This is a genomic window from Kitasatospora sp. LaBMicrA B282, assembly GCF_050325825.1.
In the GTDB taxonomy this organism is placed as follows: domain Bacteria; phylum Actinomycetota; class Actinomycetes; order Streptomycetales; family Streptomycetaceae; genus Kitasatospora.
Genome location: NZ_JBNQTI010000061.1, coordinates 28,893 through 44,697, shown reverse-complemented (window position 1 = coordinate 44,697; position 15,805 = coordinate 28,893). Strand labels below are relative to the sequence as shown.

The 15,805-nt window shown below is 74.8% G+C and carries 10 protein-coding genes; 3 read left to right on the top strand and 7 right to left on the bottom strand.

Going from position 1 to position 15,805, the window contains the following annotated elements; genetic code table 11:
* Nucleotides 1–406, bottom strand: a 406-nt coding sequence (locus tag ACQRUO_RS18840) for an antibiotic biosynthesis monooxygenase family protein (protein WP_428317124.1), incomplete at its 3' end; no start/stop codon positions are given.
* 251 nt (nucleotides 407–657) lie between these two features.
* Here ACQRUO_RS18840 and ACQRUO_RS18835 point away from each other — a divergent pair.
* Nucleotides 658–2,277 (top strand): FAD-dependent oxidoreductase, encoded by a 1,620-nt coding sequence (locus ACQRUO_RS18835; protein ID WP_428317123.1) that lies wholly within the window; start codon nucleotides 658–660, stop codon nucleotides 2,275–2,277.
* A gap of 96 nt (nucleotides 2,278–2,373) precedes the next feature.
* Here the strand turns inward: ACQRUO_RS18835 and ACQRUO_RS18830 are convergent, their stop codons facing one another.
* Both ACQRUO_RS18830 and ACQRUO_RS18825 read right to left on the bottom strand, forming a co-directional pair.
* On the bottom strand, nucleotides 2,374–3,624 hold the full coding sequence (locus ACQRUO_RS18830) for a multicopper oxidase domain-containing protein (protein ID WP_428317122.1): 1,251 nt from the start codon (nucleotides 3,622–3,624) through the stop codon (nucleotides 2,374–2,376).
* Nucleotides 3,625–4,144: 520 nt separating this feature from the next.
* Nucleotides 4,145–5,296, bottom strand: a complete 1,152-nt coding sequence (locus ACQRUO_RS18825) for a HesA/MoeB/ThiF family protein (protein ID WP_428317121.1) — start codon at nucleotides 5,294–5,296, stop codon at nucleotides 4,145–4,147.
* 207 nt (nucleotides 5,297–5,503) lie between these two features.
* Between ACQRUO_RS18825 and ACQRUO_RS18820 the strand changes: the two genes are divergently transcribed.
* Nucleotides 5,504–9,043, top strand: coding sequence for a hypothetical protein (locus ACQRUO_RS18820; RefSeq protein WP_428317120.1), 3,540 nt, complete (start codon nucleotides 5,504–5,506; stop codon nucleotides 9,041–9,043).
* Between the two features lie 189 nt (nucleotides 9,044–9,232).
* Nucleotides 9,233–11,635: an FdhF/YdeP family oxidoreductase gene (locus ACQRUO_RS18815; RefSeq protein WP_428317119.1), complete on the top strand. Its 2,403-nt coding sequence runs from the start codon at nucleotides 9,233–9,235 to the stop codon at nucleotides 11,633–11,635.
* On the opposite strand, the gene ACQRUO_RS18810 is transcribed toward ACQRUO_RS18815, so the two are convergent.
* The 4 genes from ACQRUO_RS18810 to ACQRUO_RS18795 all read right to left on the bottom strand — a co-directional run bounded on the left by ACQRUO_RS18810 (nucleotide 11,579) and on the right by ACQRUO_RS18795 (nucleotide 15,531).
* Complete coding sequence (locus ACQRUO_RS18810; protein ID WP_428317118.1) at nucleotides 11,579–11,977, bottom strand: PPOX class F420-dependent oxidoreductase; 399 nt, start codon at nucleotides 11,975–11,977, stop codon at nucleotides 11,579–11,581. The genes ACQRUO_RS18815 and ACQRUO_RS18810 overlap by 57 nt on opposite strands.
* 28 nt (nucleotides 11,978–12,005) lie before the next feature.
* A complete protein-coding gene (locus ACQRUO_RS18805) occupies nucleotides 12,006–13,700 on the bottom strand; it encodes a serine/threonine-protein kinase (RefSeq protein ID WP_428317117.1) in 1,695 nt (564 codons plus the stop codon).
* 126 nt (nucleotides 13,701–13,826) lie between these two features.
* Nucleotides 13,827–14,432, bottom strand: coding sequence for a hypothetical protein (locus tag ACQRUO_RS18800; protein ID WP_428317116.1), 606 nt, complete (start codon nucleotides 14,430–14,432; stop codon nucleotides 13,827–13,829).
* 106 nt (nucleotides 14,433–14,538) lie between these two features.
* Complete coding sequence (locus ACQRUO_RS18795) at nucleotides 14,539–15,531, bottom strand: glutamate ABC transporter substrate-binding protein (RefSeq protein ID WP_428317115.1); 993 nt, start codon at nucleotides 15,529–15,531, stop codon at nucleotides 14,539–14,541.
* Nucleotides 15,532–15,805 lie beyond the last annotated feature (274 nt).

Here is a 15,805-nt window from a genome sequence, read left to right as displayed (position 1 = left end):
TGGCAGGTGCGCGGGGGAGCGGTGGACGGGGGGGCCGAGGCGGCGGCGGGGCGGCGGCGGTGCCGGGCTCGGGGGTCTCCCGGGCGATGACGAACCGCAGCGAACGGGTGTCGCTGACGCAGGCGTGCAGCGGCTCGACCACCTTGCGGTGGGCCGCGCTCTCGACCCAGCTCAGGAACGGCTCGGCGCTCTCCCACTCGCTGGTGATGAGCCACTGGGAGGAGTTGCCGAGCGACTGGCACAACTGGTCGCTGATGTGGCCCGGCACGCCCGCCACCTGATGGCGGATCTGCTCGTAGGCGTCCAGGAAGTTCGCCTCCTGGCCGTCGTGCACGTCCAGCAGCAGCACGACGCGCAACCGCGAGTTCGCGAGGGTGGGGTCCGGCCGGTCGGACAGGGTGGTCACGGTGCTTGTCCTCTCGCTCGCGCCAGGCCACCACGCTGTTCCGGGGCCTGATCGCATGCGTTCGATACTACGGACCGCTAAGGAACGCGCACGGTGCGTGAGTCGTGCGGGTGAACCTGCGGCCGGCTCGCGGGTCGGCGGGAGAAGCGCGGCCCGGACGGGAATACAGGAGCGCAGGCCCGCGCGGCCGCCGGATCCGGCGGACCGGCGCCCGAGGCCGCTCCCGTCCCCCGCACAGCTGGAGAGAGCTGATGACGTCGAAGGTCGACGACCGCGTGCCCGTCCTGATCGTGGGCGGCTCCCTGGTGGGGCTGTCCGCCTCGCTCTTCCTCGGCCGGCTCGGCATCGGCCACCTGCTGGTCGAACGCCACCCGCAGACCTCGCACCACCCGCGCGGACGCGGCAACAACGTCCGCACCATGGAGCTCTACCGCACCGCCGGGGTGGAGCCGCTGATCCGCGAGGCCGCCTCGGTGCTGGCCGACAACCACGGCATCCTGCAGGCCGGCACGCTCACCGGCACCGACCAGGAGTGGCTGTTCCGGAGCATCGACCCCGGCGGCGCGCTCTCCCGGCTCAGCCCGTCCGGCTGGTGCCTGTGCAGCCAGAACGACCTGGAGCCGGTGCTGCTGCGCCGGACCCGGGAGTTGGGCGGCGAGCTGCGGTTCGGGACCGAGCTGGTCTCCTTCGAGCAGGACGGGGTCGGGGTGAGCGCGGTGGTGCGGACCCGGGAGACCGGCGAGCTGCGCACGGTGCGGGCGGACTACCTGATCGCGGCCGACGGTCCGCGCAGCCCGGTCCGGGAAGCGCTCGGCATCGGACAGGAGGGCACCGGCGACCTGTTCCACAACGTCAGCATCACCTTCCGGGCCAAGAAGCTGGCCGAGGCGGTCGGCGACCGGCGGTTCATCGTCTGCTACCTGAGCAACCCCGAGGGCGCCGGCGCGCTGCTGCCCGTCGACAACGAGCAGGACTGGGTCTTCCACGCGCCCTGGCGGCCGGACGACGGCGAGACGCTGGAGGACTTCACCGACGAGCGGTGCACGGCGCTGATCCGCGCCGCCACCGGGGTGCCCGAGCTGGAGCTGGAGGTCACCGGAAAGGCGCCCTGGCACGCGGCCGAACGGGTGACGCGGCGCTACGCCGAGGGCCGGGTCTTCCTGGCCGGGGACTCCGCGCACGAGATGTCGCCGACCGGCGCGTTCGGCTCCAACACCGGGATCCAGGACGCGCACAACCTGGCCTGGAAGCTGGCCGCCGTGCTGCATGGCTGGGCCGGGCCGCAGCTGCTGGCGAGCTACGACGCCGAACGGCGGCCGGTGGCGCTGGCCACCGCCGCCCGCGCCTCGGCCCGCTCCGCCGAGCACCGCCACCCGGGCTACGACGTCAGCCCCGGCACCGGGCGGCAGGCCGGCATGCTCGCCGTGGTGCTCGGCTACCGCTACGACTCCACCGCCGTGCTCGGCGCGGCCGGCAGCGGACCGCTCCCCGAGGAGTTCCGGCCGGTGGCCGAGCCGGGCGGCCGGGCACCGCACCTGTGGCTGACCCGGGACGGCGAGCGGCTGTCGACGCTGGACCTGTACGAGCAGACGCCGGTGCTGCTGTGCGGGTCGCGCGGCGGGTCCTGGCAGGCGGCCGGCGAGCGGGCGGCCGCGCAGCTGGGCGTGCCGCTCGCCTGCCACCGGGTCGGCGCCGACGGGGACCTGGTCCCGGAGGCGGGCGCCGACTGGGGGCAGCTGCACGGGGTGGGCGAGGAGGGGGCGGTGCTGGTGCGGCCGGACGGGTTCGTCGCGTGGCGGTCGCCGGCGGGCACGGCCGATCCGGAGGCGACGCTGACCCGGGTGCTGCGCTCGGTGCTGAGCCTGACCTGACGGATGCTGACGGGCCCTGACGGATGCTGACGGGTCCCGACGGGCCCGCGGCGCGGTGGCGCCCCCGGGTGCGGGGGCGCTGCGGGGGCCGGGCGGTCAGCCGGTGACCAGGTAGCGCCCCGCCATGCCGCCCATCATGTGGTGCGTGACGTGGCAGTGGTAGACCCAGTCGCCCGGGTTGTCCTCCAGGTACTCGATGGTCAGCGTGGTGGCGGGCCCGATGATCTCGCAGTCCACCCAGCCCTGGTAGCCCTGGCGGCTGCGCCAGCGGTGCCCGTGCACGTGGAAGACGTGGAAGTCGGTGCCCAGCGAGGCGACCCGCCACCGCACCCGGTCGCCGACCTTCGCGGTGAAGGTCGGCGTGTTGTCGAGGAAGGCCCCGCCGCTGACCAGGTCGAGGCTCTGCGCGAGCGACGGGATGTCGGACTTGCTGGCGTCGTGCAGGAAGACCACGAACTCGCGGTCGACCTTCGGGGTCTGCTCGTCGGTGACCACCAGGACGCCGAACAGGCCCAGCTCGGCGCCCAGTTCGGTCATCGGGTCGTCGCCGCCGCCCGGCTTGGCGGCGGCGGCGCGGGCGCCCTGGTCCGGGTGGTCCGCAATATCCGGGTGGCCCGCGGTGTCCGGGTGGTCCGCGGTGTCCGGGGTGTTCGGGTCGTGCGCGGGGGCGGCGGCGGCCGGGGACTGCAGCGCCGAGTGGTCGTGGTAGAGCCAGGTGCCGACCGAGCCGGGCGGGCAGGTCCAGGTGTAGGTGTAGCTCGCGCCGACCGGAACGGCCGTCCCCGGCCGGTCCGGGGTCGCGGCCAGCCAGCCGCCGTCGCTGGCGCCGTCGTAGCGCACGCCGTGCGGGTGCACGCTGTGCGGCCAGCCGTAGTGCTGGTCGTTGTTGCGGAAGTGCACCTTGACCACGTCGCCCACCTCGGCGCGCAGCACCGGGCCGGGGATCCCGCTGTTCGCGCCGATGCCGTCCGGGCCGGGATCGGCGTCCAGCGGCCGGCCCCACTGCGGGGTGTAGGCGCGGAAGCCGATCGCCGGGAAGCTGGTCTGCTCCGGGGTGAAGTGGCGGCCCATCATGGGGTCGTGGCCGGTGGGCACCGCGTTGTGCTGGAACGAGTCGGCCTGGATCCAGTACTCGCGGACCTTGCCGGTGGGCTGGAACTCGTCGGCCGCGAAGGCGTCGCAGGGGTCGTCGCCGGCCCGGGTGGCGGGCCGGGCCTGGGCCGCGGTGGGGTCTGCGAGGGTCGCCGCGCCGGTCAGGGCGGCGACGGCGCCACCGCCGAGCAACTGCCGGAGCAGCGTGCGACGGGCGCTGGCGGGCGCGGGCGAGGGCGGGGTGGGCCGCGGCACCGGCGTCGGCCGCGGCGGTTGCGTGGGCTGGGGGGCGGGGTGGCCGGCGCCTCGGTGTTCGCGGCGGTTCACGGGTCGTGCCTGGTCAGCCGACATGGGTCCCTTTCGGCGAAGACGTGGATCAGCCTTGCTGCCGAGAGGCTAGGCACTCGCGGCCGCCACGCCCGGGACCTGTCCTGGCCGTTCGCCCGATCGGTCGATCCGCTTTGCTCCAGCCGCCCCCGCCGAGACCGGCCGACCCGCCCCGGCGCGGCGCGCCGCCGACCCACCGGGGGCCGGCGGCGCCGGGCCGCGGGATCAGTAGCGGCCCCACAGGATGAAGGTCTTCTGGGCGGTGTCACGCGGGCCCAGCTTGCGGATCTCGACGGTCTTCTGCATGCCTGTCACCTCCTTCCCTCCGGGTCTCCGCACCGTGCGCGCGACCGGGTCGTCGGCGCGCCGGTGGTTCCGAAGCATGTGATACCGACGAACGCGCTCACTGCGCATGCCGGCGTCGGCCGGATCGGCGACCGCCGCCTCGTCAGGCCCGGCCGCCGCAGAGCGGGCAGTCCGGTCGCCGGTCGCCCGTCAGGTAGCGCTGCTCCTGCGGGGCGACCAGGTTGAGCCCGAACTGGAAGCTGCGGCCGCCGAAGTCCGGCGCCCCGGTGAGGTGCGCCAGGACGGCGTGCGCCAGCATCAGGCCGCCCAGGCCCGCCGAGACCGCGGTGCTCGCGGCGATCTCGTCGTTGCCCGGCGGGGCCGGCTCGTCGGGCGTGACCAGCGGCGCCGGCGCGTCGTCGGCCAGGTCGAGGCTGTTCAGGTGCAGGCACTCGAAGCAGGCGGCCCCGCCCTGGGCGAAGCTCTGGGCCACGGTCACCGGCCCGACGTACCCGCCGGTCACCCAGGGGATCCCGGCCTCGTGGCAGGCCGTGTCCGCCCAGTGCTTCAGCTCCCACGGCTGGTCCGCGCAGAGCGCGAGCACGTCGCAGCGGGCCGCGAGCCGGCGCAGGTCCGCGACGCCCTCGACCTTGACCTCCTCGCCGGTGACGCCGATCGTCGAGTTCACCGCGCGCAACCGGGCCACGGCGGCCTCGACCTTGGACCGGCCGAGGTCGGCCTCGGTGTACAGGAACTGCCGGGTGAGGTTGGACAGTTCCACCTGGTCGTGGTCGACCAGGTGGAGGTTGCCGACGCCGGAGGCGGCGAGCGCCAGGGCCGCGCTCGACCCGCCGCCGCCGAGCCCGATCACCACGACCGTGGCCGCCTTGATCCGCTCCTGCACGCTCCATGCCGACGACCGCGGCGTCAGGTCGATCCAGCGGTAGAAGGCCTGGTTGCGCGAGTACCGCTCGCGTTCCGCCGCGCTGAGCAGGCGCGAGTCCTGCGCGGCTGCGGCCGCCTCCTCCAGGAACCCGCCGCCCTGGAGCGCCGCGAGCACGGCCGTCACGGTCCCGGCCGGCTGCCCGGAGTCCGCCGTCAGCTGTGCCGCGGTCCGCGTGCCGTCCACCAGCCGGATGACCTGCCAGAGCGAACCGTCGGGGTCGTCGATCGCCGAGGCGATGCCGAGGATGTCCCCGCCGATCTGGATCGTCCCGTCCACCCGGCGCAGCGCCTGGTGCTCGTGCTTGACCCGCGGGAGCCGGTACGGCGGCTGCGACTCCCCGGCGGAGGACGGTTCCTCGGCGGATGACATGGACTGACTCCACTCGTACGTTGACGATCCATCACGTGCGACGTGCCGATTGAGCCAAGAGAGCCGATGTGCTGATGTGACTGATGTAACACGAACGATACATAGCAGCTGACGACCCGTCAATGCGCGGGCCCCCGCCGCCGGCCCCTTCGACCTACCCGGAAAACCGTGCGACGGCGGGCCCGGCGGGCCGGTTGAATGGCCCGCATGTCCAGCACACCGCCGCCACCCGCCGAAGCCGTCGACCAGCTCCTCGCCGAGCTCGACCCGCTCGCCCACCCCGACCGGATGCGGCGACTCGCCGCCTGGACGAAGGCGACGAAGGCGCTGCGCCAGGACGGCGGCCCCAACCGCCTCCGGCCGCTGCTGACCGAACTGGACACCCGCGGCGCCTTCGGCCGGACACTGGCCGGCGTCGCCGCGACGATCGCCGAGGACGTCGAGTTCCTCGCCCCTCGGCTCACCGACCCCGACCCGGCGATCAGCCGCCAGGCGTTGAAGGCCGCACTCCACCTGCGGGTCCCGGACGAGGTGCTGGCGGCGGCGCTGACCGACGCACCCGCCGTGCTGCGCCACCGGCTCACCACCCTGATCGTGGCCCGCCGGCGCACCGCACTGGCGGAACGGCTGCTGCCCGCCGTCCGGCAGTCGTGGGGGGACGCGGCGGCCGCCCGGCTGTTGCCGGGGTGCGGACCCGAGGCCGTGGCCCGGCTGCTGCCCGGGCTCTTCCTGGCCGTGTCGCAGTGGCGCAACCTGGCCCGCCGCCACCCCGACCTGTTGCTGGACGAGGTGGCCCGGCAGCTCGCCGAGTTGCCGGAGCCGGCCCGCGACTCCTGGTGGCGGCGCAACGCCGAGGTCCTCGCGGCCCTCGCCGGGGAGCGGCCGGAGCGGGTGCTGGAGCTGCTGGAACGTCACTGCCCCCCGCGGTTGCCGTACCCGGTGCAGCGGTGCCTGGGCCGACTGCTGACCGCCGCACCCGGCCGGACCATCCGGCTGATCACCCCGCCCGAGCGCGCCGCCGTCGCGAACATCTCCCGCAGCGCACTCACCCGGGTCGCCCGGCTCGACCCGCCCGAGCTGCCGGACCTCGCCCGAGCCTGGAGCGGTGCCCCGCTCTGGCTCGCCCGGCTGCTGCGCGCGCTGCCGCCGTCCCGGCGCGAAGCCTGCTACGACCGGGCCACCGCCGACCGGGACCTGAGCCACAGCGAGCTGTCGGTGGCCGTGCTCGACGCGCTGCCCCGCCGGCGGGCGCAGGCCGAGGCCCGGCGGATGGCCGCGCAGGCCGCCGAGCGCGGCGAGGCGTGGTCGGTGGTGCTGGCCCACGTCGCCCACCTGCCGGTGGCCGAGGCCCGGCCGCAGCTGCTCGCCGCCACCCGCCGGCCGGCCGCGGCGGACCGGGCGCTCGCGTACCCGCTGCTGGTCCGCAACGCGGCCCGGTCGGGCGAGGCGACCGCGGTCGGCGAGCTGCTCGACGAGCTGCTGCGGCTGCGCAACGAGCAGGACCCGGTCCGCTCCCCCGCCCTGGTCGCGCTGGCCGCGGTCCCGCCCGCGCTCTTCACCGGGTCGGCGGCTGCCGCCCTCGAGCGGATCGTCACCGACGCCGTCGAGGCCCGGGACACCTCCTGGCCGACCCGCCAGGCACTCTCGCAGCTGGCCCTCGGCGTGCTGCGGGAGCAGGCGGTGAGCGGTGAACCGCCCTTGGTGGACTGGGCCCTGGCCACCCTGCGGCAACTCTCCGCAACGCTCGGCAGTGTGCCGCTGGGCCGCCTGGACACCGCGCTGCGGCGGGGCCAGGAGGTCCAGGTCCTCGAGGCGCTGCGGCCGTGGCTGGCGGCCGGCGCGGACCGGCTCGACTACACGCTGACCTTCGCCCTCGCCGAGGCGCTGGGCCGGCGCGCGCACCGGCTGCCCGAACTGCAGGAACTCCTCTGGCAGGCGGTCCGGTCCGGCAACAACGCGACCGTCCGGCAGGCCGTGCGGCACTGGCTGGCCGACCCGGCGACCCGGGGCGAGCGGGCGGCGCGGCTGCTGGAGCTGGAGCCGTCGGCAGCCGTGCTGCCACCGGTGCTCGAGGTGCTCGCCCGCCGCCGCACCGACCTGCTGGACACCGTGCTCGCCGACCACCCGCCGTACGGGCGCTTCCTGACGGAGGGGACGCGCTGGCTGCCGCCGGTGGACGGGATCGAGTGCTGGGTGCCCCGGCAGCAGGCCGCCGCCGCGCGCCTGCTGGCCGGCGCGGCGGCTGACGCGTCGCTGCCCAGGCAGGTGCGGGCCGGCCACCTGCGCGCCCTGGTGGCGGTCCCCGAGCTCGGCTTCGCCGCCGTCCGGCGTCACGTGGACTCCCGGGACACCGTGCTCGCCGAGGCCGCGCTCGCGGCACTGGTCCGGACGGACCGGCCCGCCGAGGCGCTGCCGGTGCTGCTCGCCCAGGCCGGCAACGACCGGGCGCGGGTGGCGCTGTACGTAGCCGGGCGGGCCGCCGGGTTCGTGGCGCCGTCACGGCTGGCACCGGCGCTGCGGGCGGCGCTGCTGCCGGGGGCCGACGGCGCCGGCGAGGCGGCAGGCGCCGGCGGTAAGGCCGTTGGTGGTCAGGCCGTCGGTGGTCAGGCCGTCGATGATCAGGCCGTCGGTGGTCAGGCCGTTGGTGGTCAGGCCGGCGGCGGGGCGAAGGTGACCAGCCGGAAGGAGCTGGTGCGGCTGGTCGCCCGTCTGCTGCCGGTGGACACCGCCGTCGCACTCCTCACCGAGGCGCACGACCTGCCCGGCCAGCACCGCGACGTCCGGGCGGCCGCCGTGGCCGCGGCCGTCGGGCTGCTCCCCTCGCCCGCGGCCTGGCGGCTCCTCGACGCCGCCGCGACCGGCACGCCCGCGGCCCGGTCCGAGCTGCTGCGCACCCGGCCGCTGGACCTGCCCGCCGGTGACCGCCCCCGCTACGCCGCGCTGGTGGCCGAGGTGGCGGGCGGCGACCACCGGGAGACCGCGCACGACGCGCTCGAGCTGCTGGCCGGCTGGTCGCCCTGGTACCCGGAGGCGGAGGAGCTGTTGGCAGCCGTCACCGTCGACCTCGCCAACCGCTCCTCCTGGCGGACCGCGGCGAGCGGCCTGGCCGCGCTGGCCACCGGCGGCACGGGTCGCCGGCTGTCCGAGGCGCTGGCACTGCTGCTCGCGTTCGAGGCGGCGGATGCCGACGGCATGGCGCACGAGGCGGACGCCGGACTGGATGCGGCAATCGAGCGCGACCGACCCGCCCGGCAGCGGATCGACCACCTGGCCGCCCGGCTCGCTGCGGGCCTGACCGACCGCCCGTCGGCGGCGGCCCTGGCCGCGGCCGACGCGGCAGCCGAACTCCTCGGCACGGCAGCCGACTTCGTCCCCCACACCATCCGCCTGCAGACCGCCGCCCTGGACCTCGACGGCAAGCCGGACCAGCTGCTCGACCGACTCGACCGGCTGGCCGCCCGACACGCCGACCGCCCGGTGCTGGCCGCCCGCACGGCGGAGGCGCTGCGGAACCGGCTCAACGCCACCCGACGCCCGGGCGACCCGGCGGTGCTGCTGGACGTGACCGACCGGCTCACGACCCACGGCGCCTGCGCGCACGGCCTGTTCGCGGTCGGCCTCACCCACGCCCTGGGCCCGCGCACCGGCTGGCCGCAGGAGTGGCGAGCCCTGCTGCGCGCACTGCGGCGGCACCCGCACCCGGACGTCCGCGAGGCGGCCCTGACGGTGCGGACGGCGACGGAGTAGCAGCGGGTCGGGGCCGGGCGCTGCCGCCCGCCGGCGAAAAGCAGAAGTCGAATGTGATCTGGATCACACCTTCTCGCCAGCGGCGGGCGGAGACTGGAAGGACCGGTTACCGCCGGTTCCACGCGTTCCCAGGAGGGTGATCTCGGCGATGACTGCGACCATCTTCGATCCGGCCGCGACGTGACGGACATGTCCGAGAATCCCACCAGTACGGCCCCGCCGCCGCAGCCGACGGGCGACGGCGCGGCCCGCCCCGAGGAGCCGACCTCCTCGGGGCCGAAGACGTCGAGCGTCGGCCTGCACGGCATCACCGAGTCGGCCCGCTACTCCGTGGCGGAGATGGGCCCCCGGCGCAGCCTGCACGCGCTGCTCGCGATGAACCAGGTCGACGGCTTCGACTGCCCCAGCTGCGCGTGGGCCGATCCGAGTCCCGAGCACCGGAAGACCGCCGAGTTCTGCGAGAACGGTGCCAAGGCGGTCGCCTGGGAGGCCACCCGCAAGCGGGTCGGGCCGGAGTTCTTCGCCGCCCACCCGATCGCCGAGCTACGGCGGCGGGACGGGCACTGGCTGGAGGCCCAGGGCCGGCTGACCGAACCCCTCCACCTGGCCCCCGGCGCCACCCACTACGCGCCGATCTCCTGGAAGGCGGCGTTCGCGCTGACCGCCGAGCGGCTGCGGGCCCTGCCCGATCCCGACCGGGCCGTCTTCTACACCAGCGGCCGGACCAGCAACGAGGCCGCGTTCCTGTACCAGTTGCTGGCCCGCCGGCTCGGCACCAACAACCTGCCGGACTGCTCCAACATGTGCCACGAGTCGAGCGGTGCAGCGCTGGCGGAGACCATCGGCGTCGGCAAGGGCGTGGTGACCCTCGCCGACCTCACCGACCACGCCGATCTGATCATCATCGTGGGTCAGAACCCGGGCACCTGCCACCCCCGGATGCTCACCGCCCTCGAGCAGGCCAAGCGCCGCGGCGCCCGGATCATCGCCGCCAACCCGCTCCCGGAGGCCGGCTTCGGCCGCTTCCACAACCCGCAGAGCGCCCGCGGGCTGGCCGGCCCCGGCACCCAGCTCACCGACCGCTACCTCCCGGTCCGGATCAACGGCGACCTCGCGCTGTTCGCCGGCCTCAACCGGGCCCTGCTCGACAGGGAGGACGCCCATCCCGGCACCGTCCTCGACCACGACTTCATCCGCCGCTACTGCGACGGCTTCGAGGCCTGCGCGACCGCCTGGCGGGCGCTGGACTGGCAGCGGATCGAGACGATGAGCGGCCTGTCCCGCCGGCAGATCGAGGAGGTGGCCGCCGACGCCGCCCGGGCCGGCAGCACCGTGGTGTGCTGGGCGATGGGCCTCACCCAGCACCGCAACGCGGTCGCCACCATCCGCGAGATCGTCGACTTCCTGCTGCTGCGCGGCAACATCGGGCGCCCCGGCGCCGGGCCCGCCCCGATCCGCGGGCACAGCAACGTCCAGGGCGACCGCACCATGGGCATCTGGGAGAAGATGCCGGACGCCTTCCTGGACCGGCTGCGCGACGAGTTCGGCTTCGACCCACCCCGCGACCACGGCCTGGACACCGTCGACTCCATCCGGGCCATGCGGGACGGCCGGATCGACGTCTTCTTCGCGCTCGGCGGCAACTTCGTCGCGGCCACCCCCGACACCGGGGTCACCGAGGCGGCGATGGCCAACTGCGCGCTGACCGTGCACGTGGCCACCAAGCTGAACCGCTCGCACCTCTGCCACGGCCGCGAGGCGCTGCTGCTGCCCTGCCTCGGCCGCACCGAGCGCGACCAGCAGGCCGGCGGCGAGCAGTTCGTCACCGTCGAGGACACCATGGCGATGGTGCACGCCTCCCGCGGTCGGCTGCTGCCCGGCTCGCCGCACCTGCTCAGCGAGGTGGCGATCATCGCCGGCCTCGGGTACGAGCTCTTCGGCGACGACCTGGGCTGGCGGACGATGCGGGACGACTACGCGGTGATCCGCCGGCACATCGAACACGTCGTCCCGGGCTTCCACGCCTTCGAGCAGCGCGCCCGGCAGCCCGGCGGCTTCATGCTGCCGCGCGGGCCGCACGACTCGCGCACCTTCCACACCGCCACCGGCAAGGCCCGGTTCACGGTCAACCCGCCGACCGCCGTCGAAGTCCCGGCGGGCCACCTGCTGTTGACCACGGTCCGCTCGCACGACCAGTTCAACACCACGGTCTACGGCCCGGACGACCGCTACCGCGGCATCAAGGGCGGGCGCCGGGTCGTCCTGCTCAACCAGGAGGACCTGCACGACCACCGGCTGCACGAGGGCGACCTGGTCGACCTGGTCAGCGTCCACCCCGACGGCGAACGCCGGGCGCCCGGCTTCCGGGCGGTCCGCTACCCGGTCCCGCGCGGCTGCGCCGCCGCCTACTACCCCGAGACCAACGTGCTGGTCCCGCTGGACTCCACCGCCGAGACCAGCAACACCCCGGCCTCCAAGTCGATCGTGATCCGCCTGGAGAGCAGCTCGGCGCCTGCCCCGGAGGGCGCGGCAGCCTCAGAAGGTGATCTCCAGGCCGACCACCGGGCGCCGGCGCCGACGGCCCGTCAGTGAGGCGTACCAGTGGCCGATCCGGGCCAGCAGGTACTTGCGGCCCAGCAACCGGCGCACCCGGTCGCTGCCCGCGGCGTCCAGCACCCGGGCCGTGCCCTCGGCGGACGCCGCGCCCGGGGCGATCCGGCCGCGGACGTCGCAGACCACGACCCGGACCCGGGGGTCCCGGCGCAGCCGCTTGACCTTGCCGGTGTTCGTCTCGGTCCAGACGTAGAGCAGCCCGTCGGCCACCACGTGCCAGACCGGCGTCGCCACCGGCGTGCCGTCGCGGCGGTAGGTGGTGAGACTGACGTACCGGGCGCGGGTGAGCGCTTCGAGGGTGCTCGGGTCGAGTACGGTCACGGGCCGACCGTACTACCTGTGCGCCGTCTCAGGGCAGTTTGGCCAGCGCCTTGGTGATCAGATCGGCCCTCTGCGGGTCGGGCGGGAAGATGTCCGCGAAGAACTCGACCAGGTAACCGCCCTTGCTGGTGGTCAGCTTCTCCACCACGGCGGGCGCGTCGGGGGTGGTGCTGCCCGACTCGGTGCAGGTGTAGCTCTCCTGGCGGGCCACCCAGTCACCGCCGATCGACGGGGCCGGCAGGGCGATGACATCGACCCGACAGTGCTGCTGCTCGCCCCGGCCGACGTCGAGGTCGACGGTGTAGGACCCGCACTGGCTGATCTCGTCCCGAACAGCCTGGAGACTGCCGGCGATCTCGGCCGGACTGGCCTTCTTGAGCTGCTCGCTGAAGCTGACCACGCTCTGCCCGGGGGCGGCGCCGGGGCCGGCGTCCGCACTGAACTCCGCGGCGTCGGCGGCCGAGTGCTTCCAGACGGCCTCCCGGTTGCGGGCGGCACAGGACCAGGTGCCCGAGACCGGTCGGTAGTAGCCCAGGTCCCCGTCCCCGTCGTCCCTCGTGTAGCCCGCGGGCATGTCGCTCTGCTGGAGCAGCTTCTGCTGGAGCTCGGTCCGGCCGGAGTAGCGGGTCACGAAGACGGCCGAGCCCGCGCCGACGACGGCGATCGTCGCCGCGACGGCGATCAGCTTCCGGTGCCGGCGGAACCGGCCGGGCGGGGCGGGGGTGATGGTGGGCGCCGGAGCGGCGGCGACCGGCGGTGGCTGCGGGGCGAAGGCGGGCGGTGCCGGGGCGGCGACCGGCGGCGCCAGCGGGGCGGGCGGGAACGGTGTCGCCGGCACCGTCGGCATCGCCGGCAGCACCGTCACCACCGGCGCGGTGGCCGCCCCCGCGAGCAGCGCGGCGGCCGCCGGCCCGGCCAGCCGCTGCTGCGGATCCTTCACCAGCAGCCCCGCGAGCACCGGAGCGAGGGCGCCCGCGCGCTGCGGCGGCGGCACCTCGGCCGTCGCCACGGCCAGCAGGGCGGCGGTCGGGGTGGGCCGCCGGAACGGGGACCACCCCTCGACCGCCTCGTAGAGCGAGACGCCCAGCGAGAACAGGTCCCCGGCCGGCCCGTCCTCCTGGCCGTGCACCCGCTCGGGTGCCATGTACTCCAGCGAGCCGATCACCCCGCCGGAGGCCGTGAGCGCGGTCTCCTCGTGCCGCACGGCGATGCCGAAGTCGGTGAGCAGGACCTGGCCGTCGTCGGTCAGCATGATGTTGGCCGGCTTCACGTCGCGGTGCACGATGCCGGCCGCGTGCGCGGCGCCCAGGGCCGACAGCACGGCGACGCCGATCCGGGCGGCCTCGCCGACCGGAAGCGGCCCGTCGGCCGCCAGCCGCTCGGCCAGCGAGCGGCCGGTGACCAGCTGCATCACCGTCCAGGGCGCACCGTCCGCGAGCACCACGTCGTGCACCGCAACGACGTGCGGATGGTCCCGCAGCCGCGCGGCGCTGCGCGCCTCCCGCTGTGCCCGCACCAGGCGCTCCTGGGTCTGCTCGGGGCTCATCGACGGGGCCAACCAGACCTGCTTGATCGCCACGTCGACGTGCAGCACCGTGTCGACGGCCTGCCACACCTGACCGAACCCGCCGGCCCCCAGTCGCCGCACCAGCCGGTACCGCCCGGCGATGACCTGCCCCTCGTGCGCCGCCCCGCTGCCCGCCTCGTCACCCACGGCCGTCACCGCACTCCCCCATCGCCTACCCGGTGCCCCCGCACTCCCCCACGTGGGCCGGGCGCCATGATACTGACCGGGACCTGACCGACGATCACCCGCCGGTCACCGTCCGCCGTCCGGGCCGCCGGGGCGTCAGCTCGCGGTGCCGTACGCACGGTCGGCCATGGTGACCACCATCAGCGGGAACCGGTCCAGCGCGATCAGCGGCGAGGCCGGGATGTCGGCCCGCAGCACGCCTTCGGCGAAGAAGGCACCGGGACAGTCGAGGCAGACGTCGGCGTGCTCCCAGACCTGCGAGCGCCGGGTGTACAGGCGGCGCTGCGCCAGGTGGTCCTCCTGCCGCACAGCGGGGCGGTACCTGCCGGCCCCGCCGTAGCGCGTCGTCCAGGCGAGCAGGAGGAAGATCAACGGGACGCCGAAGGCCCCGAAGTACGCACCCTCGCGGTAGTTCTGATCGGCGGCGTCGAAGCCCGAGCCGAGGTTCCCGTGCGTGACCAGGCCGACCAGCATGCTCAGCACCGGCAGCAGGCCCAGGGCCAGGAACACCATGGAGCGGATGCGCCACCGCGGGGTCGCCTGCTGCGGCTCCGGGCTGATCGCTTCGACGGGCGCCGGCGGCGGCACCAGCAGGTCGACCCGCAGCCCGGCCGGGACCTCGACCGACCGGTCGTGGACCTGACGGACGGGGTGTGTCCGGGTGCCGGAGCACTGCGGGCAGCGGGGCTGACCTGGCGTCATCACCGGTGGGGACTCTCCTCGATCTGGCGGAGCTGTGTGGATGCCGAGGAATTAGATCACGGCGCCCACCCATCCCTCCTCCCTGGAGTCCCCCTGCTCGGTCCGCCTACGCGTGCTGGTACTCCGCCGGCGGCGGGGTGGCCTCCGCAGCGCCCGGGACGTAGGGCTTGAGCCACTTGTCGTAGCTCGCCTGCCAGGGGCCCTTGCGGTAGTCCTCCAGCACCTTGTTGACCCAGGCGGTGAGGTCCGGCGCCCCCTTGGAGACCGCGATGCCGTAAGGCTCCGGGGTGGTGTCGAGCGGCTGGGCCACCACCTCGGCCTCCGGGTCCTGGGCGGCCAGGCTGTAGGCGATGGAGTCGTCGGTCAGGGCGGCGTCGGCCTTGCCGAGTTGCATCTGCACCAGGCAGTCCAGCTCCTGGTCCACCGGGACGATGGCCTTCGCCCCGTGCATGTTCTGCTTGAGGTCGTCCTCGGAGATGGAGCCGCTCGCCGCGCACACCCGCTTGCCCTGCAGCGCCTTGTCCACGCTCTCGCCGGGGTCGTTGTTGGCCCGCGGCACCAGCACCCGTTGCACCACGTTGAAGTAGACGGTCGAGAAGTCCACCTGCTGCATCCGCTGGCAGGTGATCGTCATGGTGTGCACCACCAGGTCGACGGGGTCGGGACTGGTGAGATCAAGGCGCGGGATCCGCTGCTCGTCGTCGAGTGCGAAGTAGTTGACCGCGTTCGGGTCGCCGAGCAGCGACTGGGCGATCGCGTGCACGATGTCGATGTCGAACCCTTCGGGCTTCCCGTCCGGGCCGCGGAACCCCCACCGGTAGTCGTTCAGGTCCACCCCGACGTTCAGCCTGCCGCGCGCCTTGATCGCCGCGATGGTGGGCCCGCTCGCGGTGTTCGAGGAGGGCGGGGGGTACGGGCTCCGGTTGGGATCGCAGGAGGTGTCCGCCGCCTGCTGCACCCGCCCGGCGTGCGCCGGCGCGGGCGACGGCGTCACCGACGAGGTCGCGCCGTTCCGCGGCCCCGCCGGCGCCGCCGTGGTGAGGGCCGCCAGGACCACTGCGGCCAGTGGCAGCACCCGGACACTTCCGCCTAGCATCATCGGTTCCCCTCCCGAGGTCGTACCTGCGCCCCATATGGGACACCGCGCCGGACCCGTCCGCAAGGGCTCCTCGACGATCGGTGAACCCCGGCAGCCCCAAGACGCCCGGCACCCGGCGGACGGTTCTCGTGGATCCGCACCGACTGACGCTCCGTCAGCCCACCGGTGTCCTCGTCCGGATACCGGCGCAAAAACCGGGAGGAAAGGGGGGGGGGGGGGGGGGGGGGGGGGGGGGTGGGGGGGGGGGGTGGGGGGGGGGGGGGGGGGGGGGCGT

Coding starts and splice junctions, on each gene's coding strand:
- ACQRUO_RS18835 (WP_428317123.1), top strand. CDS start 658: ATGACGTCGAAGGTCGACGACCGCGTGCCCGTCCTGATCGTGGGCGGC.
- ACQRUO_RS18825 (WP_428317121.1), bottom strand. CDS start 5,296: ATGTCATCCGCCGAGGAACCGTCCTCCGCCGGGGAGTCGCAGCCGCCG.
- ACQRUO_RS18820 (WP_428317120.1), top strand. CDS start 5,504: ATGTCCAGCACACCGCCGCCACCCGCCGAAGCCGTCGACCAGCTCCTC.
- ACQRUO_RS18815 (WP_428317119.1), top strand. CDS start 9,233: ATGTCCGAGAATCCCACCAGTACGGCCCCGCCGCCGCAGCCGACGGGC.
- ACQRUO_RS18800 (WP_428317116.1), bottom strand. CDS start 14,432: ATGACGCCAGGTCAGCCCCGCTGCCCGCAGTGCTCCGGCACCCGGACA.
- ACQRUO_RS18795 (WP_428317115.1), bottom strand. CDS start 15,531: ATGATGCTAGGCGGAAGTGTCCGGGTGCTGCCACTGGCCGCAGTGGTC.